This is a genomic window from Tranquillimonas rosea (assembly GCF_900111315.1).
Lineage (GTDB): Bacteria > Pseudomonadota > Alphaproteobacteria > Rhodobacterales > Rhodobacteraceae > Tranquillimonas > Tranquillimonas rosea.
The window spans coordinates 69,002-93,435 of the sequence record NZ_FOGU01000009.1; the positions used below are offsets into that span (position 1 = coordinate 69,002).

Genomic DNA, 24,434 nt, shown 5'->3' on the forward strand with positions numbered 1-24,434 from the left:
CCATGCGCTTTCAAACCGAACTCGTCCCCGCCCGCCTGATCCGCCGCTACAACCGCTTCCTCGCCGACGCGGTGCTGGAGGCGGACGGGCGCGAGGTGACCGCGCATTGCCCGAATCCCGGCGCGATGCTGGGCCTGAAGGACGAGGGCGTGCGTATCTGGCTGGAGCCGAACGACGATCCCCGCCGCAAGCTTCGCTTTGCATGGCGGCTGGTGGAACTGGAGGGCGGCCATCTGGCCGGGATCGACACGTCGGTGCCGAACCGCGTGGTGAAAGAGGCGCTGACCGCCCGCGCCGTGCCCGGGCTGGCAACCTATTCCGGCGTCCGGCCCGAGGTGAAGTACGGCGCTGCGAGTCGTGTCGATTTCCTGCTGACCGAGCCCGGCCTGCCGGACGCCTATGTCGAGGTGAAGAACGTGCACCTGCGGCGCGAGGGCGATCTGGCCGAGTTCCCCGACTGCGTGACCGCGCGCGGCGCCAAGCACCTGGCAGAGCTCGCCTCGATGGTGGCGGCGGGACATCGGGCGGTGATGTTCTATGTCGTACAGAGAACCGATTGCGCCCGCCTGGCCATGGCGGGCGACCTCGATCCGCGCTATGCGGAGGCATTCGACGCCGCGCGGGCCGCTGGCGTCGAGGTTGTCTGTTACGATTGTGCCATCGCGCGCGACAAAGTGACTCTGCGGAACCCTTTGCCGCTGGCATCAGACCTTCGCGCGGTGCATGGCAGCGGCGGTGCGGGCTGGCGGAATCCGGCCTGATTGCTTAGGTATGTCTTGCTTCAACGACAGGAGTCCCCCTTGGACGAGACGAATCGTGGCCGGCTGACGAAGGACGGCATCCGCATCTACGATCCCGCCGACTTCGACGGCATGCGCCGGGCCGGACAGCTGGCCGCGCAGTTGCTCGACGATATCGGCCCCCATATCGAGCCGGGGCAGACCACCGGGGAACTCGACCGCCTGATCACGAAATGGATCGACGAGGCGGGCGCGACGTCCGCGACGATCGGCTACAAGGGCTATCAGCACGCCAGCTGCATCAGCGTGAACCACGTCGTCTGCCACGGTATTCCGGGCGACAAGAAGCTGAAGGACGGCGACATCCTGAACATCGACGTCACCGTCATCGTCGACGGCTGGTTCGGGGACAACAGCCGGATGTACGTGGCGGGCAAGCTGGGCCGCAAGGCCGAGCGGCTGGTCGAGGTGACGCACGATTCGCTCATGCGCGGTATCGACGTGGTCAAGCCGGGCAACACCTTCGGCGACATCGGGCACGCCATCCAGAGCTTTGTCGAGGCGCAGCGGATGAGCGTGGTGCGCGATTTCTGCGGGCACGGCCTCGGCCGCGTGTTCCACGCGCCGCCGAATGTCCTGCACTACGGCCGTCCGGGGACGGGACCCGAGCTGGAAGAGGGCATGTTCTTCACCATCGAGCCGATGGTGAATCTCGGCCGGCCCGAGACAAAGGTGCTGGGCGACGACTGGACGGCGGTCACGCGGGACAAGTCGCTGTCGGCGCAGTTCGAGCACTCGGTCGGCGTGACGTCTGACGGTGTCGAGGTCTTCACCACCTCGCCCAAGGGCCTCTATCATCCCACCAAGCGCGGCTGACGCGCCTCACCCCGGCTGGTAGCGGGCGAGCGTGATGGTGGTATCGCCATAGCGCCGCTCATCCGTCCTAAGCAGGTCGGGCGGCAGTGTGACCGGTCCGCTGTCCTCCCATACGATCAACGCCCCCTGTGCCAGCCAGCCCCCCTTGAGCGCGGCGCCCAGCGCCTCTCCGCCCAGGGTCGTGCCATAGGGCGGGTCCAGGAAGACAAGATCGAACGGCGCGTCCGGCACCGGTCCCGGTCGGCGGGCATCGCGGCGGACGAGGTGGCAGACCGCCTCGGCCCGTGCCTTGGCGATGTTCGTGCGGATCAGCCCCTGCGCCTTGCGCCCGCTTTCGACGAAACAGACATGCGCCGCCCCTCGCGACAGCGCTTCGAGCCCCAGCGCGCCGGTTCCCGCGAATAGGTCGAGCACCCGCGCGTCCGGCACCGGGTCTCCGGCGCCGTGGGCCAGCAGGTTGAACAGCGACTCGCGCACCCGGTCGGTGGTCGGACGCAGATGTGCCGCCGGATCGCCCTTGCCCAGACCGGCAAGCGTCAGCCCGCCCAGCGATCCGCCGACGATCCTCATCCCTTGAGCAACTGTTTCAGATCGGCCTCTGGGTCGGCGACGAGTGCCGGGTCCGCCGTCCTTCCCCCGTCGATCAGGCGCTTGCCGACCATGTAGTCGCGGGCCGCGTTCATCGCGTCCACCGCCAGCAGCGTGTCGCCGGCATAGTACCAGTGACTGACGCTGCCCCCCTCGCCGGGTCGGACCACGACGCGGTCGTATCCGACGTTGAGGCCGGCGATCTGCAGCTTCACGTCGTACTGGTCGGACCAGAACCACGGTTTCGGATCATAGTCCGTCCCGGCGCCCAACATGTTCGCGGCGACGGCCTCGGCCTGGTCGATGGCGTTCTGGACGGATTCCAGCCGGATCCACTGACCCCGTCGGGGGAACGAGGCGCAGTCGCCGGCGGCCCAGACGCCCGGCGCCGAGGTCCGGCCCTGCGCGTCCACGCGGATCCCGTTGTCGACCTCCAGCCCCGACGCTTCGGCAAGCGTCGTGGCCGGCGCGATGCCGATCCCGACGATCGCGAAGTCGAGCTCCAGTTCCTGCCCGTCGGACAGCACCGCGCCCGTCAGCACGCCGTCGGTGCCGGTCAGTCGCGCAAGCCCGGTGCCTTCGCGGATCTCGACGCCGTGCCCGTGGTGCAGCTTGCGGAAGAAGTCCGAGGTCTCGGGGCAGGCCACGCGTTGCAGGATGCGGTCCGCCGTCTCGACCAGCGTGACTTGGACGCCGCGCTTGGCGGCGACCGCCGCCGCTTCGAGCCCGATATAACCGCCGCCGACGATCAGCGCCCGCTTGCCCTCGGCAAAGTCGGGCGCCATGCCGTCGGCGTCCCGCAGGGTGCGCATCTCGTAGACGCCCTTCAGGCCGCCGCCGATCTCGTCCGGCAGGCGCCGCGGGGTCGAGCCGGTCGTCAATGCCAGCTGGTCGTAGGGCACCGTCTCGCCCGTCTCGAGCGCGACCGTCCGCGCATCGGTGTCGATGGCTTCAACCGAAGCGCCGAGCTTCAGTGTGATCCTCTTGTCGTCGTAGAAGCTGTGCGGCCGCAGGTAGAGCCGGGATTCCTCCATCTCGCCAAGGAGATAGGCCTTGGACAATGGCGGCCGCTGATAGGGTGGAACGTCCTCGGCGCCGATCAGGGTGATGTTACCATCGAAGCCCTCGGTGCGCAGCTTTGCCACCAAAGAGGCCCCTGCCTGCCCCGCTCCGATCACCACGATGTCAGTCACGCGCGTCCTCCTGCTGGTCCGGCCGCCCTTTGCGGTCTATATCCCGCGGGCGAACCGGATCAAAGTACGAGAGGGACGAAATATGGCGATCGAGGAAGGGCAGACGCTGCCCGGTGCGACATTGGTGGGCATGAGCGCCGAGGGGCCCGAGCAGGTCGACCTGGGCGACAAGCTGAAGGGACGCAAGGTCGTGATCTTCGGCCTTCCGGGCGCGTTCACCGGCACCTGCACCACGGCCCACGTGCCGAGCTTCGTCCGCACCAGCGATGCCTTCGCGGAAAAGGGCGTGGACGAGATCATCTGCGTGTCGGTCAACGATCCGTTCGTGCTGGCCGCCTGGGGCAAGGAGACCGGCGCCACGGACGCGGGCATCACGCTGCTCGGTGACGCGGAAAGCGCGTTCACCAAGGCGATCGGCATGGATTTCACCGCACCGCCCGTGGGCCTCATCGACCGCTCCAAGCGGTATGCGATGGTCGTCGAGGACGGCGTCGTGAAGACGCTTCGCGAAGAGGATAATCCCGGCGTCTGCGACGTGTCGGCCGGCGAGTCGCTGCTCGAAACGCTGTGAGATCGTGGCCGAGGGGCGCGGGTCCGTGCCCCTCGGCCAGCTCTACGCTTCGTCGGTGATCTCTTCGTCCGCGCGGACGCCGTCGTCGTGCCGGCGGCTGCTGGCGCCCGGTCGGCCCGCGGCCGCGGTCTCACGGTCGTCGCCCTCCATCACGAGTGTGCGCGTGGGGAAGGGGATGGTCACGTCGGCGTTGTCGAGCGCCTCTTTCACCGCCCGCTTCATGTCCGCCTGATAGGCGAAATAGTCGTCGGCGGTGCACCAGACCCGCACCAGGAAATCCACGGACGAGTCGTTGAGGTTGTTCACCTTGATGAACGGCTCGTCGGGCTCGGTGAGGCTGCGCTCGTCGGCCATGATAGTGTCGTGGATCACCTTCTCGGCGGTGGCCAGGTTCGACCCGTAACCGACGCCGAACGTCCACTCGGCCCGCCGCTTGGGATAGCTCGAATAGTTGACGATGGTGTTTCCCCAGACCTCTGAGTTGGGGATGATCACCTGCACGTTGCCGATGGTCGCCAGCTCGGTGAAGTTCAGCGACACCTCCTTCACGGTTCCCATCTGACCGTTCACCTCGACGAAGTCGCCGGTCTTGATCGGGCGGAAGAAGATGATCATCACGCCCGCCGCGATGTTCGACAGGGTGCCCTGCAAGGCCAGGCCCACGGCCAGGCCGGCAGCACCGATGACGGCGACGAGAGAGGTCGTCCGGATGCCGAAGGTGTTGAGCACGAAGAGGAACGCGAACACCAGAACGGCATACCGCGCGAGGTTGCCGAGGAAGTTGAACAGCGTGGTGTCCAGCGTCTCGTGCCGCTCGGCGACCCGGCGGATGCGCCGCTTGATCCAGCCGCCGATGATGTAGCCTGCGATCAGGATGAGGATCGCGGCCACCACGTTGCCCAGGAGCATTGCCAGGAATTCGACTGTGAGGATGTCGCTGACACTGGTGCCAGCGACGATCTCGGTCGACATCAACGCGTTCAGGTCGACGCCGAAGAGGTTCATGCAAGCGCGTCCATCTTCTTGGCGAGCTTCACGTCCAGCGGCGACAGGCCGCCGACGTCATGCGTCGACAACGTCACCTTCACGGTCTTGAAGACGTTGAACCATTCGGGATGGTGATCGAGCTTTTCGGCATGGAGCGCGCAGCGCGACATGAAACCGAACGCCTCGACGAAGTTCTTGAACTCGAAGGTCTTGGCGATCGCGTCACGATCCTCGACCATCGACCATCCATTCGAGAGCAGCTCCTTCAGCTCTCCGTCGCGCTCTGCGTCGCTGAGTTTCTCGGTCATTCGTCCTCCGATCTGGTCTTCTTGAACGGGCCATAGCTGGTGAGGATCTCGATATCCTCGTCAACGGCGGCCCGCTCGGCGGTGAGAAATTGCTGAACCGCCTGGGCAAAGCCCTCGTCCGCGATCCAGTGCAGCGAATGTGTCGTCACGGGTAAATACCCGCGCGCGAGCTTGTGTTCCCCCTGCGCTCCGGCCTCGACGCGGCTCTGCCCGTGGGCGATGGCGAAATCGATGGCCTGATAATAGCACAGCTCGAAATGCAGGCAGGGATGGTCCTCGACGCAGCCCCAGTAGCGGCCATACAGCACGTCGCGCCCGATGAAGTTCAGCGCCCCCGCGATCGGCCGTCCATCGTCCATTGCGAGCGCCAGAAGGATGTCGTCGCGCATCGTTTCGTGGGCGATGTCGAAGAAATCCCGCGTCAGGTAGGGCGTGCCCCACTTGCGGGCGCCGGTATCCTGGTAGAACCGCCAGAACGCGTCCCAGTGAGCGGGCGTCAGATCGTCTCCTGTCAGTTGAACGATGTCGCCGCCGAATTCTTGCGCGGTGCGGCGTTCCTTGCGGATGTTCTTTCGCTTGCGCGACGACAGGTCGCCGAGGAACGCGTCGAAATCGGCATAGCCGCGATTGTACCAGTGATACTGCTGCGTGTAGCGGCGCAGCAGGCCCATGCGCTCGCCCATCCCGGCTTCGTGCTCGGTGCAGAAGGTGATGTGCAGGCTGCTCAGCCGGTTGTCCGCGGCGACCTGGACCGCGCCCTGGACCAGCGCCGCGGCGCCCGTTTCCTCCCATCCGGGCCGCGTCAGGAAACGGCGGCCCGTGGCGGGCGTGAACGGCACGGCCATCTGCAGTTTCGGATAATAGCGCCCGCCGGCCCGCTCGTAGGCATGCGCCCAGGCGAAGTCGAAGATGTACTCGCCCTGGCTGTGACCCTTGGCATAGAGCGGCGCGCAGGCGATCACCTGACCGTCCGCCCGCGCGACGAGATAGCGGGGCTGCCAGCCCGTGCCGGTCCCGACCGAGCCGCTGTCTTCCAGCGCCTTGAGGAAGCGGTGGGTCGTGAACGGATCCTCGGGCCGGCCGCCATCCGCCGCCTCGGGACACGCGCAGGCGTCCCAGTCCGCCGCCGCGACATCGCCCAGCGAGGCGAGCGCCTCGATTTCCACCTGTGTCTCGGTCATTGCAGACTGCCTTGCGGGATCACGCCGCGACATGGCCCTGCACGGTCCGCCGTCAAGACGTGGAAAACGATGGTAGATAGCCCTCGAAGGTCACGTTGTCGGCGACCTGCCGGGCCACGGCCTCTTCCTCGACCGACCGGATCGTCCAGCAGAGCAGCCCCGCGCCCTGCCGCCTCAGCTCGGGCAGGCGGGGATTCGACAGGTCGCGGTGCTCGTGGCTGATGAACGACGCGCCGACGCGGTCGTAATCGGGGATGGTGGCCAGCTGTGCGCGGCGCTCGGAGTCCAGCGGCCAGTCGCCCGCCGCGAAGCTGCAGGTCGTCAGCCCACGTGGCACATCCGGCAGCAACCGGGCCATCGCCGCGATGGCGTGCGGGTTGAAGGACATCACCGCCAGGGGCCCGTCGTACCCCGCTACGGTCTCGGCCACCGCGCGCTCCAGCGCGCCGACGTCGGGGCCGAGGGCGCCATCCTGGTCCTTCACCTCGATCAGCAGTGGGACGCGGCCCGCGACGAGGTCCAGGAGGTCGGCCAGCATCGGGATTGTCTCGTCACTGCCCTTCAGCGGGATGCGCGTCAGCGCGGCCGCGTCGCGCTGACGGATCGCGCCGGTCTCGGGCGTCAGGCGGTCGAGCGTGTCGTCGTGAAAGACCATCGCGGAACCATCCCGGCTGAGCTGTACGTCAATCTCGATGCCATAGCCGTGATCGACCGCGGCGGCGACGGCCGCGCGGCTGTTCTCGGGCCGCCCCGGCCCATGCAGGGCGCGGTGCGCGATGGGCCGGGTCAGGAACGCGGGCGCGAGGATCATTTGATCTGGAAGATGCCCTCGATCTCGACCGCCACACCCATCGGCAGGGCAGCGACGCCGACGGCCGACCTGGCATGCCGCCCGGTCTCGCCCAGGGCCTCGCCCATGAAGTCGGAGGCGCCGTTGATCACCTTGGGCTGGTCCGTAAAGTCCGGCGTCGAATTGACGAACCCGGTCAGCTTGACCACCCGCACCAGCCTGTCGAGGTCGCCGCCGCAGGCCGCGCGGACCTGGGCGAGAAGGCTCATCGCGCAGGCGCGGGCGGCGTCTGCCCCGGCGGCGACGTCCATGTCCTGCCCCAGCTTGCCGAGGATCAGGCCGTCAGGCCCCTGGCTGACTTGGCCTGAGACGTGAACCATGTCGCCGACGATGGCGTAGGGCACGTAATTCGCGGCGGGGGCCGGCGCGTCGGGCAGGGTGATGCCAAGCTCGGCAAGGCGGGCGTCGATCGTTCCGGCCATCGGGTAGGTCCTTTCGCGGGTTGCGGTCGCGGCGACGCTATCGCAGCCGCCGCGCCGCGGAAAGGCGCCCGTTCAGGTTTCGCGGAAGGCCTTGGCGAAGTAGTCCGTGAAGGGCTTGACCAGATAGGCGAGGGGGGTCCGATCCTCGGTCCGGATGAAGGTCTCGACCGGCATGCCCGGAATCAGCGTCGCGCCTTCCGGCAGCCGCTCGGTCTGGTCATCGCGCAGGATGATCTCGGCCCGGTAATAGGCCTCGCCCGAGTTCTCGTCGACGAAGGCGTCGGCCGAGACCTGCATGACGTCGCCGAACAGTTCGGGCGTCGTGCGCGCATCCAGCGCCGAGAAGCGCAGGGTCACTTCCTGCCCGACATAGACCTGGTCGATGTGGATCGGCGGCACCTGCGCCGTGATCACCAGCGGGCGGTCCTGCGGCACGAGGTAGAGCACGGGTTCCGCCGCCTGGATCACCGAGCGCTCGGCGAAGATCTGCATGTCGTACACGATGCCGCTCACCGGCGCGGTGATCTCCATCCGGGCCAGTTGCTCCTTGAGCGACGAGCGCCGCTCGGACAGCTCGAACAGGCGGGCCTCGAGGTCACGCAGCGTGGTGATCGCCTCTTCGCGCTGGCTGGTGTCGAGCTTGAGGATCTCGATCTCGATTTCCGTCGCGCGCTCGCGCGCTTCGGCGGCCGAGGCGGTCAACTCGCCGACCTCGCCGCCCAGGCGCGCGGCCTCGCGGCGCAGGGAAAGGACGCGGCTGGATTGAGCCAGCCCCCGGTCCAGCAGCGATTGCTGGTCGGACAACTCGGCGTCGATGAGGTCCAGTTGGTCCTCCAGCGACTCCTGCTGCGACTCGATCCCGTTGATCTGGCTGACGATCTGCTGCCGTCGCTGGCCCAGCTGTTCGATCTCGCGCTCGCGCGAGGCCTGCCGCGCCTCGAACAGGCGGGTCTGGCCCTCGATGAGTTCGGCGATCGAGGGGACGTTCTCGGCGGCTTCCGCGAGGCGGGGATCGAACTCGATCTCGTCGGCGCCCTCGCGCTCGGCCTCGAGGCGGCCGGCGCGGGCCAGGACCTCGAAGAACTGATTCTCGACCGTCGAGAGCTCGGAGCGCAGCAGCGTCGGATCGAGACGGATCAGGACCTCGCCGGCCTCGACCTCGTCCCCCTCGTCCACGAGGATCTCGTCCACCACGCCGCCATCGGGGTGCTGGACGATCTGCCGGTTCCGCTCGACGACGATCTGCCCCGGCGCGATCACCGCGCCCGAGATCTGGGACGTGGCCGCCCAGGTTCCGAAACCACCCACGAGCACGACCAGTGCGAGCAGGCCGAACACCGTGTAACGCATGGCCGACCAGGTGCGGGTTCCTTCTGTCATGTAACGCCTCCGCCGCCGACCTTGCCGGCGATATCGTTGTGGTTCGACACCATCTGGCGCAGCACCTCGTCACGCGGCCCGAATGCCCGGCGCATCCCGCCCTCGAGCATCAGGAGCTTCTCGCATTCGCGAATCGCGGCGGGCCGGTGCGCCATGATGAGCGCCGACTTGCCCTCTTCCTTCATCGCGCGGATCGCCTTGTTCAGCGCCTCGGACCCCTCGTTGTCGAGGTTCGAGTTCGGCTCGTCGAGGACGAGCAGAACGGGGTCGCCGTACATGGCGCGCGCCAGACCGATCCGCTGGATCTGTCCGCCTGACAGGCGGCCGCCGGCGGCGGTGACGCGCGTGTCGTAGCCGTCGGGCAGCTTCAGGATCATCTCGTGGGCGTCGGCCGTCTTCGCCGCCTCGACGACCTTTTCGGCGTCCGGCTCCAGCGCCAGCCGTGCGATGTTCTCGGCGATCGTGCCGTCGAAGAGTTGCACGCGCTGGGGCAGGTAGCCGATGTGCTGACCCAGCACGTCCGGTTCGTACTGATCCAGCGCCGCGCCATCGAGCCGGATCTTGCCGCCCGCCGGCCGCCATACGCCGGTCAGCGCACGGGCCAGCGTCGACTTGCCCGCGCCCGAGGGGCCGATCACGCCGAGCGCCTCGCCCGGCGCGACCTCGAATGAGATCATCCGCAGCGCTGCCTGCTGCTCGCCCGGGGGGATCACCGTCGCCTGGATCACGTCGAGCTGCGCGCGGGGCCGGGGCAGGGGGGTGCGCGGCGGCTCTTCCCCGACGGCCGACAGAAGCTGCGCGAGGTTCTTCCACCCCTCCTGCGCCCGCTGGACGAGCGGCCATTGTCCCAGCGCCATGTCGATCGGCGCCAGTGCCCGGCCCAGCAGGATCGACGCGGCGATCATCGCGCCCGGCGTCAATTCGTTCTGCAGCACGAGATAGGCGCCGAGGCCCAGCATCGCCGACTGGAGGAACAGGCGGAACGTCTTGGTCAGAGACGTGAATCCGCCGCCAAGGTCGCTCGACTTGATCGTCGCCTCCAGTGACCTGTCGCGCGCCTTCTGCCAGCGCGAGAAGCTGGCATCCTGCATCCCGAGCGAGCGCACCATCTCGGCCTCGACCCGGATCTGCTCGGCCATCCGCTCGGACTGCATGGTCGCGCCATTCGCGTCGAGCACGGGCTGCCGCGTCGTCATCTGGTTCAGCAGGGCAAAGACGATGAGGATGCTGCCGCCGATCAGGGCCAGCCCGCCGAGCCAGGGATGGAAGATCGCGATCGCGGCCAGAAAAACGGGCGTCCAGGGTATGTCGAACAGGGCCGTCAAGACTGGCGAGGACAATAGGCGCTGCACCGCTTCGAGATCGCGCAGGTTGTTCTGCGTGGCGCCCCGATCCGGTTGCGTAGCAGCCTTGCGAACCATCGCCGAGAACACGCGCCGGTCCAGCCGCGTCTGAAACCGCGCCCCGACACGCGCAAGGATTCGGCCCCGCGTGAAATCGAGAATCCCCATCATCAGGAACAGGAACGCCATCAGCACGAACAGCGCCAGAAGCGTCTCCTCGGAGCGGCTTCCCAGCACGCGATCGTAGACCTGCAGCATGAAGAGCGGGCCGGTCAGCATCAGCAGGTTCACGAAGACACTGAAAAGTCCGACGAAAAGGAACAGGTGTCGGCTTTCCGCGCGGACCTTCTTCAGTTCGCGGCTTCCCTTGGCGGTGTCGTTCTGCATCTTTCGTTTCGGCCTTTCTCTGGCGCATCGCGGCGCCGCGGAGCGGTTGCGGTGACGGGACCGCATCCCTATCGTGCGCTAGCATACCTGCGCTCGGATGGCGCGTCAGTATATGTTCTCGTGTGTGCCCGCAAAGCTGTGGGAAACGAAGGAAAGAATATCGGCCATGATGCGCCTGCCGCTGCGTCCGCTTGTCACCATGGCGCTCTTGTCGCTGACCGTCTCTGCCTGCGCCCCCGCGCCGCAAGGCGACGCCGTGAACGATCCCTACGAGGAGAAGAACCGGCAGACCTTCCAGGCCAACACCCGGTTCGACAGCCTGGTCGGCGGCGGACCCGACGGCGATGGTCCCGATGTGCCCGAGCCGGTGCTGATCGCGATGTCGAACGCCGGCACGAACCTGGACGCTCCGGTCGCCGCGCTCAACCACCTGCTCCAGGGACGGGTCGAGGACGCCGCGCACATGAGCTGGCGGTTCGCCATCAACTCCACGATCGGTCTGGCCGGGCTTCTCGACCCCGCGCGCGAGCTGGGGCTCGAAGAGCGCGACAACGATTTCGGCCGTACGCTGCACACCTGGGGGGCGCCGCAGGGCGCCTATGTCGTGCTGCCCGTGCTTGGCCCCTCGACCGAGCGTGACACCGCCGGGATGGTCGTCGACACGGTCATCAACCCGCTGGGGGCGGTTCTGCCGCGACGCGAGCGGCTGTATACGTTCGGTGTCAAGGTCGCCGCCGAGGGGGCCGAGCGTCTGCGCTTTGGCGACACCTACGATTCCGTGCTCTACGACAGCGCCGATCCCTATGCACAGGCCCGCTCCGCCTACCTGCAGAACCGCGCGTTCGAGCTTGGTGCATCGCCGGTCGAGGATGCGTATATTGACCCCTACGAAGATCTTTACGGAGAGTGAGCCGATGACCCGACCGCTGACGCGCCGCGCCTTCATCACCGGCCTGGCCGCCCTTGGACTGGCGCCCATGATCCCGGCGGCGGCCCGGGCCCTGAGCACGCAGCAGGCGGCGACGCTGGTCGGCAACCTCGTGAACGAGATCAACGGCGTCATCAATTCCGGCCGCTCCGAGTCGGCCATGTACGACCAGTTCGAGCGCATCTTCGTCCGCTACGCCGACGTGCCCACCATCGCACGCAGCACGCTGGGCCCGCCGGCGCGCAGCGCCTCGGCCGCGCAGATGAGCGCCTTCACCGAGGCGTTCCAGGGCTATATCGCTCGGAAATACGGCGCCCGTTTCCGCGAGTTCGTGGGCGGCAAGATCACCGTGCAGTCGGCACGCCCGGTCAAGAGCTTCTACGAGGTGCGCTCGTCCGCGGACCTGCGGGGCGAGGCGCCGTTCGACGTGACCTTCCTGGTCTCGGACCGGTCGGGCAGCCCCCGCTTCTTCGACATGCTGGTCGAGGGGGTGAGCCTGCTGAAATCCGAGCGGACCGAGATCGGCGCCATGCTGGACCGCAACCGCGGCGACATCGCGGCCCTGACCGCCGACCTGCGCCGGGCCGGCTGATGCGCAGGGCGGCGGCGATAGCGGTGACGGCGCTGGTCGCCCTACCGGCGGCGGCGCAGGAGTTGACCGATTTCGACGGACGCTACCGTCCCGGCCCGACCGAGGATTGCAACGGCGCGGCTGGAGAGGGCGAGGTCGTCACGGTCGAGGACAACGTCTTTACCGGCGTCGAGGCCCGCTGCGACATGACGCGGCCCGTCAACGTGCGCGACATGGAGGCGGTGCTCTATGACATGCAGTGCGAAAGCGGCGACGACAGCTGGACCGACCGGGCGATGCTGATGCGCGCGCCCGAGGGCGGGCTGATCATGGTCTGGGACGGCTATGCCTTCAAGTACGACGCCTGCGAAAGCGCCCCGGCGCAGGGCACCGTGACCCGCGCCGAGGATATCGGCATCATCGAGGAAGAGTGACGACGGCCCCTTGGCCTGCCGTCAGTTTCCTCCGAACAATCCGAACAGCTCGCGTACCACGCGCTCACCCAGGCTCTGCCCGCCCTGCGGCTGGGCCTGACGGGGCTGCTGGCGCTGCGCGGCCTGACCCTGACCGGCGGCATTGCGCGAATCCGCGGTCGCCCCGCGGGAATCCGCGACCTGCGCCGGCGCTTCGGGCGGGCGGGCCATCGGCAGCGGCGAGGCGGGCAGGTTCTCGTGCACCCGCAACATCGTCTCGTGCCAGATCTCGGCCGGCAGTCCGCCGCCGGTGACGCCGGTCAGCGGCGTGTTGTCGTCGTAGCCCATCCAGATGCCAGCGACGTAGTCGGCGGTGAAGCCCAGGAACCACGCGTCACGGGCCGCCTGGGTGGTGCCGGTCTTGCCGGCGGCCTGCCGTCCCTCCAGCTTGGCGCGCTGTCCGGTGCCGCGCTCGACAACCTGGTTCATCATGTAGACGAGCTGCTGCGCGGCGTTCTGCGAGATCACGCGCTCTCCCATGCCGCCCTCCTGACCGATCAGCGCCGTGCGGTCGCCCGCCAGCCGAAGCTCGATCATGCCGTAGGGCTCGACCGACGAGCCGCCGTTGAGGATGCCGGCATAGGCGCCCGTCATCTCGATCAGCGTCGATTCGGAGGTGCCGAGCGCGATGGCGGGGCCCGAGTCGAGATCGCTCTGGATGCCGAAATCCGCCGCGACCTTGCGGACATTGTCGCGGCCCACGGCCTCGCTCACCCGCACGGCGGCGGTGTTGACCGAGTGGGTCAGCGCTTCGGTCAGGGTGATCGTGCCACGGTAGTTGCGGGTGTAGTTCTTGGGCGACCACGTGCCCGAGCCGGGCACGTTGAGCGTCAGCGGCGAGTCCTCGACCGTCGAGTTGGCGTTGAAGCCAAGTTCCAGCGCGGTGGCATAGACGAAGGGCTTGAACGCCGAGCCTGTCTGGCGCTTCGCCATGACAGCACGGTTGAACTGCCCGGCCACGCCCGTGAACTGACGCCCGCCGACCATCGCGCGCACGGCCCCGTCGGCCGACATCACGACGATCGCCGCCTGCGCGTCCGAGCCTTCGCGAACCTTCGTGTCGAACACATGGCGCAGCGCGTCTTCCGCGGACTTCTGGATGCCCGGATCGAAGGTCGTGCGGATCGTCACGTCCTCGGTGGTGTCGCTGGTCAGGAAGTTGGGGCCCTGTTCCATCACCCAGTCGGCAAAGTAGCCGCCGGCACGGGCCGCCGCCGCCGGGCTCAGTTCGGCGGGTTGGGCCAGCGCGGTCTCGGCCTCGGCCTCGGTGAGATAGTCCTGGCCTTCCATGAGGTTGACGATCACCGCCGCCCGGTCGCGGCTGAGCGACATGTTGTTCGTCGGTGCATACCGCGTCGGCGCCTTCAGAAGCCCCGCCAGCATCGCCGCCTCGGCCGGCCGCAGATCGCTGGCCGAGGTGCCGAAATAGCGCTGCGCCGCCGCCTCGAAGCCACGGGCGCCCGCGCCCAGATACGCGCGGTTGAGGTAGATCGTCAGAATCTCGTTCTTGGAGTACTTCGCCTCCATCGCCATCGCGTAGATCGCTTCCTTGGCCTTGCGCCAGAGCGACGTCTCGCGGCAATCGGCCTCGTAGGCGGCCTCGCTCTCCCATTCCTCTTTTTCGTAGGGGCGCCCGAGGCAAAGAAGCTTGGCCGTCTGCTGCGTGATGGTCGAGCCGCCGTGCCCCGACAGGGGGCCGCGCCCTTCGCGCAGGTTGATGCGGATCGCGCTGGCGATACCGACGGGATCGACGCCGGGATGCATGTAGAATCGGCGGTCCTCGGTGGCGACGACGGCGTTGCGCAGGTGCGGAGAGACGGTCTCGGCCGTGATCTGGCCGCCGAACTGCTCGCCGCGCCAGGCGAATACCTCGCCGTCGCGGTCGAGGAAGGTGACGGACCCGCGTGAGCGTCCGTCCAGCATCGAGCTGACGGGCGGCAGGGTCGTGTAGACATAGAACACCGCCACGCCGATGATCAGCGCCACGACGACGGCGCCGCGCCATGCCAGGCGCCAGGCGAGCGACGCGATCCAGCGGAACGGGGCCAGCAACAGACCGATCGGCCCGCGCCGACGGCGGGGGGCCGACTTGCGGGTTCTCTTTCTGCTGTGCTGCGGCGCCTGTTTCGCCGGCGCCTTCTTCTGGCGCTTGGGCGCGGTGAGGGGCGGCTTGCCTCGGCCGGAACGGTTCATGCCGCTTCCTTATGCTGACTGCTCGGGGCGGAGAATACAGAACGTTCCTGCAAATGTCAGGGCGGCCGGGCGCGAGCCGCACGGTTAATTGAGCGGCTAAAAAATAAGCATCCCGCCCAGTTTGTGCAAAAAATGTGCATTGATGCCCGCTTCGATGGCGCCGGCAGCGCCCTCGCGCCTTGTGAGACGGGCCCGAGTCTCGGCTTTCTGCGGGCGTGAGAAAACCGCGGGGGGTGGCAGCCCTCCGGGCAATGGAAGGGGATAGACGTGAAACTCATCATTGCAGCGATCAAGCCGTTCAAGCTGGAGGAGGTTCGAGAAGCTCTGACCTCCATCGGCGTGCGCGGCATGATGGTGACGGAGATCAAGGGGTTCGGCTCCCAATCCGGTCACACCGAAATCTATCGCGGCGCCGAATACGCTGTGAATTTCGTTCCGAAGGTCAAGCTCGAGATCGTCGTGTCCGCCTCGATGGCCGACCAGGTCGTCTCGACGATCGCTACCACCGCGAAGACCGAGAAAATCGGCGACGGCAAGATCTTCGTCCTCGACGTCGAAAGCGCCACCCGCGTGCGCACCGGCGAGACGAACGAAGACGCGATCTGATCAGAGCCTCCCGCCAAAAGGAAATGATGACGATGAAACCAATGAAGTACCTCCCACTCCTCGCCCTGGCGGCTCTGCCGACCGGGGCCCTGGCGCAGGAGGCCGCCGAGGGCGCCGCAGCGGCGCCGGGCTTCGACGAGATCGGCCCCTACATCATGACGACGCTGCTGTTCCTGGTGGGCGGCTTCCTCGTCTTCTGGATGGCTGCCGGTTTCGCCATGCTCGAGGCAGGCCTCGTCCGCTCAAAGAACGTGACGACCCAGCTGACCAAGAACATCGCCCTCTTCTCGATCGCGTCGATCATGTACTGGTTCGTCGGGTTCAACCTGATGTATCCCGGCGACGGCTGGATCATCCCCGGCTATCTCGGCATCCTGATCGCGCCCACCGTGCTCGAACCTGTCGGCCTGGGTGCCGGAGACGCCGCGCTCGACTATGCGTCGGTCGGCTCGGACTTCTTCTTCCAGCTGATGTTCTGCGCCACCACCGCCTCGATCGTGTCGGGCACCCTGGCCGAGCGGATCAAGCTGTGGCCGTTCCTGATCTTCGTCGTGATCCTGACGGGCTTCATCTATCCGATCGAAGCGTCCTGGCAGTGGGGCGGCGGTTGGCTGTCCGAGATGGGCTTCTCCGACTTCGCCGGTTCGACCCTGGTGCACGCGGCGGGTGGCTTTGCCGCGCTGGCGGGTGCGATCGTCCTCGGGCCGCGGATGGGCAAGTTCCTTCCCGACGGCAAGGTGCATCCCTTCCCCGGCTCGAACCTGGCCCTCGCCACGCTGGGTACCTTCATCCTGTGGATCGGCTGGTTCGGCTTCAACGGCGGGTCGCAGCTGGCCGCGGGCACCGTCGGTGACATCACCGACGTGAGCCGCATCTTCGCCAACACCAACATGGCCGCCGCCGCCGGTGCCGTCGCTGCGCTGATCCTGACGCAGGTCATGTACGGCAAGGTCGACCTCACCATGGTCCTGAACGGTGCGCTGGCCGGCCTGGTGTCGATCACCGCCGGTCCGCTCGACCCGACCCTGTTCGGTGCGCTCTGGATCGGTGCCGTCGGTGGCGTGATCGTGGTGCTGACCGTGCCGATGCTGGACAAGATGAAGATCGACGACGTCGTCGGTGCCATTCCGGTCCACCTGATCGCCGGCTTCTGGGGTACGCTGGTCGTCCCGGTCTATACCTCGGGCACGAGCTTCGTGACGCAGATCATCGGCTTCCTCGCCATCGGTGTGTTCGTCTTCGTGGTGAGCCTGGTCGTCTGGATCATCCTGAAGGGCCTGATGGGCCTGCGGGTGAGCGAAGAGGCCGAAGTCGCGGGGCTCGACGTGACCGAGCTTGGCATGGAGGCCTATCCGGACTTCACCAAAGGCTGACGTCTCCTCCCTAGTGTCAGCCTGAGGGGCCCGGGCGCGGATCGCGCGCCCGGGCCCTTTTTCGTTCAGTCGCGCGTCAGTTCCTCGACATCCGGGGCATCGGCGACCGTGACCTTGTCGACCGTCTCGGAGTTGAAGCCCATCGCCAGGGACACCGCCATGCCGCAGACGAGGATGAAGATCGGCAAGCCGATGACGGTGATGACCTGCTGCAGCGCCGTCAGGCCGGCGTCGCCCGCCAGCACGATCAGCATCGCCGCCACAAGCCCTTCGGCCACCCCCCAGAAGACCCGCTGACGTGTAGGGCCCGGCTCGGCGTTGCCGGTGCACAGCATGTCCACCACCAGTGACGCCGAGTCGGACGAGGTGGCGAAGAAGATCGCCACGATCACCACCGCAAAGCCCTGCACGAAGGTGGTCATCGGGAAGTTCTCGAAGAAGGCGAACATCGCGAGCGGAATGCTGTTCGACACCGCCTCCGAGATCTGTCCCGCCTGGTCGCCAAGCGCGTTGCGGGCCTCGGCTCCGATGCCGTCGATCTCCATCGCGGACCAGCCGAAGATGGCGAACCAGACCAACGTGAACATGCTGGGTGCGAACAGGACACCAAGCACGAATTCCCGGATCGTGCGCCCGCGCGAGATCCGCGCCACGAACAGGCCGATGAAGGGCGACCACGTCACCGTCCAGGTCCAGTAGAACACCGTCCAGTCCGCTTGCCAGCCCCAGCCGTCATCGCCGCTGCCCTTGTAGTCAGCGAGCAGGTCGTTCCAGAAGGCCATCTGCGGCAGCATCTCGGCATAGATGCCGGCCGTCTGCACGATCCCGCGCAGCAGGAACAGCGTCGAGCCGAAGATCAGCACGAAGATCATCAGCAGTACCGCCAAGCCGATATTGATGTTCGACAAGAGCTTAACGCCGCTGTCGAGCCCGGCCACGATAGACCCCACGGCGACCGCTGTGAGGACGGCGAGGATGCAGACCTGGACAAGGACGCCCGTGCCCGTGCCCAACAACTCGTCGAGGCCCGCCGCAATTTGCGACGACCCGAGCCCGAGAGACACGGCGACACCGAAGAGCGTCCCGAGCACTGCAAAGATGTCGATCGTCTTGCCGATGGGGCCGTGGATGCCTTCGCCCAGCATCGGGTAGAACACCGAAGACACCCGGACCGGCAGGTCGTAGCGATAGATGAAATAGGCAAAGGCGAGCCCCGGCAGCGCGAAGATCGTCCAGGTGTGCAATCCGAGGTGATAGACTGCGATGCCGATGCCGTCCTCGGCCGCGGCCACGGAGTAGGGTTCCACCGTGTCGAACGGCGGATCGGAAAAGTGAGAAATCGGTTCCGCCACACCCCAGAACATCAGCACGGTGCCGATGCCGCCGGCGAACAGCATGGTGAACCATGAAATGTTCGAAAAGTCGGGTTTGGCGTCCTGGCCGCCAAGTCGGATGTTGCCGTGGGACGACATTGCCGCCCACAGCAGGAACAGGAACCAGCCGCTCACGCCCAGGATGAAGAACCATCCCAGCTTGGCGGTGATCCAGGCGCGGCCGGCGGCGAAGGCGTCGCCGATCGGGCCGGGGGCCACGACCAGTGCGATGACAAAGACAACCATGAACCCCGCCGAGACGAAGAAGATGGTGGGATCTGTCCTGAGGCCGAGGCGCTTAGCGAGCTTCTCCATTTCGGATCTCCTTGCGGTGACCCGATGTCACCTAGCCGGGCGAGAGAACGCGGCGAGGCGAAACACGACAAAAACGCGACAATCCCGCGCAGGTCGTCCTGCGCGGGCCCATTCGTTCGGCAGTGTGAGGCGGAATCAGACTCCGGCGTCCACCAGCGCCTGCGCGAGGATCGGCACCGTGTTCGCGTTGAGCCCGGCAATGTTGATGCGGCTGTCGCCCACCATGTAGATGCCGTTCTCGTCGCGCATGTGATCGACCTGCTCGGGCGTGGCGCCGAGGCGCGAGAACATGCCCCGGTGACGCGCGATGAAGTCGAACCGGTCCGAGTTCGACCGCTGGCGCAGCTCGTCGGCCAGCTGCTGCCGCAGCGCGAGCATGCCGTTGCGCACGTCCTCGAGCTCGGCCATCCAGTCCGCCTTCAACGCCTCGTCGTCAAGGATCGTCGTGACGATTCGCGCGCCGTGGTCCGGCGGGAACGAGAAGTTCTGGCGGTTGAGGTAGTTCAGCGTGCCCTGCGCCTTCTTCTTGGCGTCCGGGCCCTCGCCGATCGCCATCAGAAGACCGGTCCGCTCGCGATAGATGCCGAAGTTCTTCGAGCAGCTCGCCGCGACCAGCACCTCGGGCAGTGTTTTGACAATCAGCCGCGTCCCGGCGGCATCCGCGTCGAGCCCGTCGCCGAAGCCCTGGTAGGCGATGTCGATCATCGCCAGCGCGCCCTTGGCCTTCAGGTGGTCGGCCACCTGCTGCCATTGCTCCAGCGACAGGTTCGCGCCGGTCGGGTTGTGGCAGCAGCCGTGCAGCAGGACGACATCGCCTTCCTTGATGCCGGCGAGGTCGGCCATCATGCCGTCGAAATCGACCAGCCCGGTCTTGGCGTCGAAATAGCGGTACTCGGCCATCGGCCGGCCCAGGTGCTTGAGGATCGAGGGATGGTTCGGCCAGGTGGGCGCCGACAGCCAGATCGTCGCCTCGGGCGACGCGCGGCCGATCATCTCGAACGCCTGCCGGATCGCGCCGGTGCCGCCCGGCGTCGCGACCGCGGCGATGCGGCCCTCGTCATGGGCCTCGCCCAGGATCATCCGCGACAGCGCGGCGGCATAGGCCGGATCGCCGGCCAGCCCGGTATAGGCCTTGGTCTCCTGCGTCTTCCAGATGCGCTCTTCTGCCGCCTTCACCGCGCGCATCACCGGCGTCTTTCCCTCGGCATCGCGATAGACGCCAACGCCCAGGTCGATCTTCTGCTCGCGCGGATCCTCGCGATACATCTGCATCAGCATGAGGATCTTGTCGGGCGCCTGTTCTGGCAGGTCGTTCAGCATGATGATCAGTCTCCGGTAGCGACCTCGAGGTCGGAATACATGCCCCACTCGGACCAGGACCCGTCGTAGAGCGCGTGGTCGCGGTGGCCGAGACGTTCCAGCGCGAGGCTCAGGATCGCGGCCGTGACGCCCGAGCCACAGGTCGTGACGACCGGCCGTTCAAGGTCGATGCCGGCCGTCTTGAACGCGGCGCGCAGGTCGTCGGGGGATTTCATCGTGCCGTCCCCGTTCAGAAGGACGGCGTAGTGCAGGTTGGCCGAGCCGGGGATGTGTCCGGCCCGCATGCCGGGGCGCGGCTCGGGCTCGTCGCCGCGGAAGCGGGCGGGCGAGCGGGCGTCGACGATCTGCGGCTCGCCCAGCTTGGCCGCGGCGGCGACCTGGGTGACGTCGCGGACGAGGTGATTCTGACGCACGGCGGTCATGTGGCGGTCGCGCACGACCGGGGGCAGGTCCTCGACCGGGCGATCCTCGGCCCGCCATTTCGGCAATCCGCCGTCCAGCACCGCGACGTCCGTCTTGCCCATCAGCCGGAACAGCCACCAGAACCGCGCAGCCGAGAACATGCCTGCACCGTCGTAGATGACGACCTGGTGACCGTCGCCGATCCCCAGCGCGCGCATGCGGCTCATGAACTTCTCGGGGGGCGGGGCCATGTGAGGCAGGTCCGAGCGATTGTCGGACAGTTCGTCCAGATCGACGAAGCGGGCGCCGGGAATGTGCGCGGCCTCGTATTCCACGCGCGGATCACGGCCGGCGTCGGGCAGGTACCAGCTTCCGTCGATGATCCGAAGATCGGGATCGTTAAGGTGCTGCGACAGCCAATCGGTCGAGACCAGCGTGGTCGGATCCTCCGGCAGCATCGCATCTCCTCGCCTTTGCTTCAGACACCTTGCCTAAAGCCCGGTCCGCGGCATGGCAAGCGCCGAGCCGCCGTTCAGTGCTCCTGTTTCAGCAGCCGCCGCTTCTGCCGCTGCCAGTCGCGCTTGGCTTCGGTCGCGCGCTTGTCGGGCGCCCGTTTGCCCTTGGCAATGCCGATCTTCACCTTGGCCGTGCCGCGATGGTTGAAGTACAGCACCAGCGGGACAAGCGTCATGCCCTTGCGCTGCGTCTCGTTCCACAGCTTCGCCAGTTCCTTCTTGTTGGCCAGAAGCTTGCGCCGGCGCCGGTCCTCGTGCCCGAACATAGCGGGCTCGTAGGGCGCGATATAGCTGTTAACCAGCCAAAGCTCGCCGTTCTCGACGGAGGCGTAGGATTCGGCGATGTTGGCCGACCGCTGACGCAGGCTCTTCACCTCAGAACCGGTCAGCACGATGCCGCATTCCAGGTCGTCCTGGATCGCGTAGTCGTGCCGGGCGCGCCGGTTCTCCGAGATCACCTTGTAGTTCTTGTTCTGCGTGTCCTTGGCCATCCGCCTCAGATAGACGCAGCGCCCCGCCGCTTCAAGCAAACGCGCGGCGGGGCGTCGTGCCGGATTACAGCAGACCGGCGTGCTTCATCGCGTCCTTGACGAGAATTCGCGTCCCGTCCGACAGCGGCGTCAGCGGCAGGCGCACCTCGTCGGTGCACAACCCCAGCAGCGACATCGCATATTTCACCCCGACAAGGCCCGGCTCGGTGAACACCGCCATGTGCAGCGGCATCAGCTTGTCCTGGATCTCGAGCGCCTTGCGGAAGTCGCCGTTCAGCGTCGCCTCCTGCAGCTGCGAGCACAGCTTCGGCGCCACGTTGGCGGTGACCGAGATGCAGCCGACCCCGCCATGGGCGTTGAAGCCGAGCGCGGTCGCGTCCTCGGCCGAGAGCTGGATGAAATCGGGGCCGCAGGTGAGGCGCTGCTTGCTGACGCGGCTGATGTCGGCCGTCGCGTCCTTGACGCCGACGATTCGCGGCAGCCGGGCCAGCACCCCCATCGTGTCCGGCGTCATGTCGACGACCGAACGCGGCGGGATGTTGTAGATGATGATCGGCAGATTGCAGGCGTCGTGCATCGCCGTGTAATGCGCGATCAGACCGTCTTGCGTTGGCTTGTTGTAATACGGCGTCACCACAAGCGCGCCATCGGCGCCCGCCTCTTCGGCGTGGCGGATCAGGCGGATGCCCTCGCGCGTGGAATTCGAGCCGGAGCCCGCGATGACGGGGACTCGGCCGTTCACGGCGCGGACGACTTCCTCGACGACCAGATCGTGCTCTTCGTGGCTGAGCGTGGGCGACTCGCCGGTCGTGCCGACGGGCACGATTCCGTGGCTGCCCTGATCGATATGCCACTCGACAAGGTTCTTGAGCGTCTTGATGTCCAGCTCGCCGTCCTTGAATGGGGTCACCAGCGCCGGCATTGAGCCCTTGAACATCACGCGTCGTCCTTTTTGTCTTGATTTCAGTCCGGGCAAACTGCCCCTTGCTTTGCGCGGCGGACCCTATAGCCCCCGGCCAGCGTTGCCAAGTTTGTGAATGGTGCCGTGAAAATGGTGAGATACGCTTCGCTCATGCGGATCTTCGGAACTCTGATCTTCGCGGCGGCCACGGGCCTTTTTCAGCCTGTCGCGGCAGCCGCCAACATGCCCGCGCCCGAGGTCGGCGCGGCGCCGGCGACCGCGTTGTCCGAGGCGATGGACGAGGTGCGGCGTGGCGCGTGGCTCGACGCGGGCTGGGCCGGGGACGAGGCGGGCCCGATCGGCCGCGCGATCGTCGAATGGCACCGGCTGCGCGCGAACCAGGGAAACTTCGACGAGGCACTGACCTTCCTGCGCCGCTATCCCGACTGGCCGGGGCTGCCCTATCTGCGCCGGGTCAACGAGGATGGCGTACCCTGGGCCGGTCGGTCCGAGGACGTGATCGAGTTCTTCGGCCCCGAACAGCCGGCCACGGGCCACGGCACCGTCGCGCTCGTGCGGGCCTATATCGACACCGGCCGCACCGGTGACGCGCAGGCGCAGGCGGTGCTGGCCTGGCACAGCCTGCCGCTCAGCCGCACGGCCGAGGCGGCGCTGCTGAACCTTTATCCCGACATGCTGGACGCGTTCGACGAAGAGCGCGCGGACATGGCGCTCTGGAACGGTTACTGGCCGGCGGCCGAGCGCGCGATCGAGCGGCTGGACGACGACGGCTGGCGTGCGCTGGCGCGGGCCCGCCGCGCGCTGCGGGCCGAGGCGGGCAACGTCGACACGCTGATCGAGGCGGTGCCGGGCCGGCTGCAGACGCATCCCGGCCTCGCCTACGAACGGTTCCGGTGGCGGATCGACAAGGGGCGCGACGACGAGGCGATCCAGCTGATCCTGGAACGCAGCGTCAGCGCCGAGACGCTCGGCCGGCCCGACATCTGGTCCGGGGCACGGCTCGACCTCGCGCGGGAAAAGATGCGCGAGGGGGCCCACGACACCGCCTATGCCCTGGCCGGCACCCACTGGCTCAGCCGGGACGGATCCGACTTCGCGGCGCTGGAATGGCTGGCGGGTTATGTCGCGCTGCGCTTCCGCGACGACGCGGCGGCCGCCGAACGCCATTTCCGCCGCTTCCGCTCGGCCGTCGAGACGCCGATCAGCCTGGGCCGTGCGGGATACTGGCTGGGCCGGGCGCTCGAAGCGCAGGGCGATGACGACGGCGCCGCCGAGGCCTACGCCTTCGGGGCCGAGTATCAGACCAGCTTCTACGGTCTGCTTGCCGCCGAGCGGGCGGGCATCCCCCTCGACCCCGAACTGGTGGGCGATCAGATCTATCCGCCGGTCGAGGAAAGCGATTTCGCCGGGTCCACCGTGCTCGAGGCCGCGCTGCTGCTTCAGGCTGCGGGCGAGCGCGACCTGGCCGAGCGCTTCATGGTGCATCTGGGCGAAAGCCTCGACGAGACCGAGCTTGGAAGCCTCACCGATGTCGCGCTGTCGCTGGGGGAGCCGCATATCGCGCTGCTGGTGGCGAAAGAGGCCGCGCGCCAGGGTCTCACCCTGCCGCGTCCCTATTTCCCGGTGGTGGAGCTCGGCGTGGCCGACCTGCCTGTGTCGCGTGAACTCGCGCTGTCCATCGCCCGTCGGGAGAGCGAGTTCGATCCCGGCGTCGCCAGCGGCGTCGGCGCCAGCGGACTGATGCAGCTGATGCCGGGCACGGCACAGGACGTGGCCCGCGCGCTGAACGTCTCGTACTCGCGGCAGCGGCTGTTTTCGGACCCGTCCTACAACGCGACGCTCGGCAGCGCCTATCTCGCCGGACTGATCCGGCGGTTCGGCGAGAACGTCGTGCTGGTCTCCTCGGGCTACAATGCCGGGCCGGGCCGGCCACTGCGCTGGATGGAAGAGCGGGGCGATCCCCGCAGCCCCGCCATCGACGTGATCGACTGGATCGAGGCGATCCCGTTCTCGGAGACGCGCAACTACGTCATGCGGGTGGCCGAATCGATCCCCGTCTATCGCGCGCGCCTGACCGGAGAGACCGGGCCGATCCGCCTGACCGAAGAACTGAAGGGCCGTTGACC

Annotated in this window: 24 protein-coding genes; 9 read left to right on the forward strand and 15 right to left on the reverse strand. The window is 67.3% G+C overall.

Translation table 11 applies throughout. The features are described 5' to 3' along the window. Nucleotides 1–2 precede the first annotated feature (2 nt). Both sfsA and map read left to right on the forward strand, forming a co-directional pair. Nucleotides 3–761: a DNA/RNA nuclease SfsA gene (sfsA, locus tag BMZ25_RS14980; RefSeq protein WP_092695033.1), complete on the forward strand. Its 759-nt coding sequence runs from the start codon at nt 3–5 to the stop codon at nt 759–761. Nucleotides 762–800: 39 nt separating this feature from the next. Further along, nucleotides 801–1,616 (forward strand): type I methionyl aminopeptidase, encoded by an 816-nt coding sequence (gene map, locus BMZ25_RS14985; protein ID WP_092695035.1) that lies wholly within the window; start codon nt 801–803, stop codon nt 1,614–1,616. 6 nt (nt 1,617–1,622) lie between these two features. On the opposite strand, the gene rsmD is transcribed toward map, so the two are convergent. Together rsmD and BMZ25_RS14995 are read right to left on the reverse strand one after the other, a co-directional pair. Continuing rightward, complete coding sequence (gene rsmD, locus BMZ25_RS14990; RefSeq protein ID WP_092695037.1) at nt 1,623–2,186, reverse strand: 16S rRNA (guanine(966)-N(2))-methyltransferase RsmD; 564 nt, start codon at nt 2,184–2,186, stop codon at nt 1,623–1,625. Next, complete coding sequence (locus BMZ25_RS14995; RefSeq protein ID WP_092695039.1) at nt 2,183–3,397, reverse strand: NAD(P)/FAD-dependent oxidoreductase; 1,215 nt, start codon at nt 3,395–3,397, stop codon at nt 2,183–2,185. The genes rsmD and BMZ25_RS14995 overlap by 4 nt, the downstream gene beginning before the upstream one ends. A gap of 82 nt (nt 3,398–3,479) precedes the next feature. Between BMZ25_RS14995 and BMZ25_RS15000 the strand changes: the two genes are divergently transcribed. Beyond that, nucleotides 3,480–3,968, forward strand: coding sequence for a peroxiredoxin (locus BMZ25_RS15000; protein WP_092695041.1), 489 nt, complete (start codon nt 3,480–3,482; stop codon nt 3,966–3,968). A 42-nt stretch (nt 3,969–4,010) separates the two neighbouring features. Here the strand turns inward: BMZ25_RS15000 and BMZ25_RS15005 are convergent, their stop codons facing one another. The 7 genes from BMZ25_RS15005 to BMZ25_RS15035 all read right to left on the reverse strand — a co-directional run bounded on the left by BMZ25_RS15005 (nt 4,011) and on the right by BMZ25_RS15035 (nt 10,826). After that, a complete protein-coding gene (locus tag BMZ25_RS15005) occupies nt 4,011–4,973 on the reverse strand; it encodes a mechanosensitive ion channel family protein (RefSeq protein WP_092695043.1) in 963 nt (320 codons plus the stop codon). Next, nucleotides 4,970–5,263 (reverse strand): 4a-hydroxytetrahydrobiopterin dehydratase, encoded by a 294-nt coding sequence (locus BMZ25_RS15010; protein WP_092695045.1) that lies wholly within the window; start codon nt 5,261–5,263, stop codon nt 4,970–4,972. The genes BMZ25_RS15005 and BMZ25_RS15010 overlap by 4 nt, the downstream gene beginning before the upstream one ends. After that, nucleotides 5,260–6,444: a GNAT family N-acetyltransferase gene (locus tag BMZ25_RS15015; protein WP_092695047.1), complete on the reverse strand. Its 1,185-nt coding sequence runs from the start codon at nt 6,442–6,444 to the stop codon at nt 5,260–5,262. The genes BMZ25_RS15010 and BMZ25_RS15015 overlap by 4 nt, the downstream gene beginning before the upstream one ends. A gap of 52 nt (nt 6,445–6,496) precedes the next feature. Then, nucleotides 6,497–7,255 (reverse strand): glycerophosphodiester phosphodiesterase family protein, encoded by a 759-nt coding sequence (locus tag BMZ25_RS15020; protein ID WP_092695049.1) that lies wholly within the window; start codon nt 7,253–7,255, stop codon nt 6,497–6,499. Continuing rightward, the gene (locus tag BMZ25_RS15025) at nt 7,252–7,716 is read right to left on the reverse strand and encodes a RidA family protein (RefSeq protein WP_092695051.1); all 465 of its coding nucleotides are present in this window, start codon (nt 7,714–7,716) and stop codon (nt 7,252–7,254) included. The genes BMZ25_RS15020 and BMZ25_RS15025 overlap by 4 nt, the downstream gene beginning before the upstream one ends. A gap of 72 nt (nt 7,717–7,788) precedes the next feature. Then, nucleotides 7,789–9,096 carry an HlyD family type I secretion periplasmic adaptor subunit gene (locus BMZ25_RS15030; protein WP_092695053.1) on the reverse strand — a complete coding sequence of 436 codons (1,308 nt, stop codon included), beginning with the start codon at nt 9,094–9,096 and terminating at the stop codon, nt 7,789–7,791. Beyond that, complete coding sequence (locus tag BMZ25_RS15035) at nt 9,093–10,826, reverse strand: type I secretion system permease/ATPase (protein ID WP_092695055.1); 1,734 nt, start codon at nt 10,824–10,826, stop codon at nt 9,093–9,095. Before BMZ25_RS15035 ends, BMZ25_RS15030 begins: the two co-directional genes overlap by 4 nt. Nucleotides 10,827–10,992: 166 nt before the next feature. On the opposite strand from BMZ25_RS15035, the gene BMZ25_RS15040 reads away from it, so the two are divergent. Genes BMZ25_RS15040 through BMZ25_RS15050 form a run of 3 tightly spaced genes read left to right on the forward strand, consistent with a single transcriptional unit; the run spans nt 10,993 to nt 12,759 of the window. After that, a complete protein-coding gene (locus tag BMZ25_RS15040) occupies nt 10,993–11,736 on the forward strand; it encodes an MlaA family lipoprotein (RefSeq protein ID WP_177190480.1) in 744 nt (247 codons plus the stop codon). 4 nt (nt 11,737–11,740) lie between these two features. After that, nucleotides 11,741–12,346: an MlaC/ttg2D family ABC transporter substrate-binding protein gene (locus BMZ25_RS15045; RefSeq protein ID WP_092695059.1), complete on the forward strand. Its 606-nt coding sequence runs from the start codon at nt 11,741–11,743 to the stop codon at nt 12,344–12,346. Then, entirely contained in the window at nt 12,346–12,759 is a 414-nt protein-coding gene (locus BMZ25_RS15050; protein WP_092695061.1) for a hypothetical protein, read from the forward strand. Before BMZ25_RS15045 ends, BMZ25_RS15050 begins: the two co-directional genes overlap by 1 nt. A gap of 21 nt (nt 12,760–12,780) precedes the next feature. On the opposite strand, the gene BMZ25_RS15055 is transcribed toward BMZ25_RS15050, so the two are convergent. Continuing rightward, nucleotides 12,781–14,991 carry a transglycosylase domain-containing protein gene (locus BMZ25_RS15055; protein ID WP_092695063.1) on the reverse strand — a complete coding sequence of 737 codons (2,211 nt, stop codon included), beginning with the start codon at nt 14,989–14,991 and terminating at the stop codon, nt 12,781–12,783. Nucleotides 14,992–15,258: 267 nt separating this feature from the next. On the opposite strand from BMZ25_RS15055, the gene BMZ25_RS15060 reads away from it, so the two are divergent. Both BMZ25_RS15060 and amt read left to right on the forward strand, forming a co-directional pair. After that, nucleotides 15,259–15,597 carry a P-II family nitrogen regulator gene (locus BMZ25_RS15060; RefSeq protein WP_092695065.1) on the forward strand — a complete coding sequence of 113 codons (339 nt, stop codon included), beginning with the start codon at nt 15,259–15,261 and terminating at the stop codon, nt 15,595–15,597. Between the two features lie 32 nt (nt 15,598–15,629). Then, nucleotides 15,630–16,970 (forward strand): ammonium transporter, encoded by a 1,341-nt coding sequence (amt, locus tag BMZ25_RS15065; protein WP_092695256.1) that lies wholly within the window; start codon nt 15,630–15,632, stop codon nt 16,968–16,970. 65 nt (nt 16,971–17,035) lie between these two features. Here amt and BMZ25_RS15070 read toward each other — a convergent pair whose 3' ends face one another. The 5 genes from BMZ25_RS15070 to dapA all read right to left on the reverse strand — a co-directional run bounded on the left by BMZ25_RS15070 (nt 17,036) and on the right by dapA (nt 22,323). Beyond that, nucleotides 17,036–18,658 carry a BCCT family transporter gene (locus BMZ25_RS15070; protein ID WP_092695067.1) on the reverse strand — a complete coding sequence of 541 codons (1,623 nt, stop codon included), beginning with the start codon at nt 18,656–18,658 and terminating at the stop codon, nt 17,036–17,038. Between the two features lie 135 nt (nt 18,659–18,793). After that, nucleotides 18,794–19,978 (reverse strand): amino acid aminotransferase, encoded by a 1,185-nt coding sequence (locus tag BMZ25_RS15075; RefSeq protein ID WP_092695069.1) that lies wholly within the window; start codon nt 19,976–19,978, stop codon nt 18,794–18,796. Between the two features lie 5 nt (nt 19,979–19,983). Next, complete coding sequence (gene sseA / locus BMZ25_RS15080; protein ID WP_092695258.1) at nt 19,984–20,835, reverse strand: 3-mercaptopyruvate sulfurtransferase; 852 nt, start codon at nt 20,833–20,835, stop codon at nt 19,984–19,986. 77 nt (nt 20,836–20,912) lie between these two features. Further along, nucleotides 20,913–21,386 (reverse strand): SsrA-binding protein SmpB, encoded by a 474-nt coding sequence (gene smpB, locus BMZ25_RS15085; protein ID WP_092695071.1) that lies wholly within the window; start codon nt 21,384–21,386, stop codon nt 20,913–20,915. A gap of 64 nt (nt 21,387–21,450) precedes the next feature. Continuing rightward, entirely contained in the window at nt 21,451–22,323 is an 873-nt protein-coding gene (gene dapA / locus BMZ25_RS15090; RefSeq protein ID WP_092695073.1) for a 4-hydroxy-tetrahydrodipicolinate synthase, read from the reverse strand. 114 nt (nt 22,324–22,437) lie between these two features. On the opposite strand from dapA, the gene BMZ25_RS15095 reads away from it, so the two are divergent. Continuing rightward, on the forward strand, nt 22,438–24,432 hold the full coding sequence (locus BMZ25_RS15095; RefSeq protein ID WP_092695075.1) for a lytic transglycosylase domain-containing protein: 1,995 nt from the start codon (nt 22,438–22,440) through the stop codon (nt 24,430–24,432). Nucleotides 24,433–24,434 lie beyond the last annotated feature (2 nt).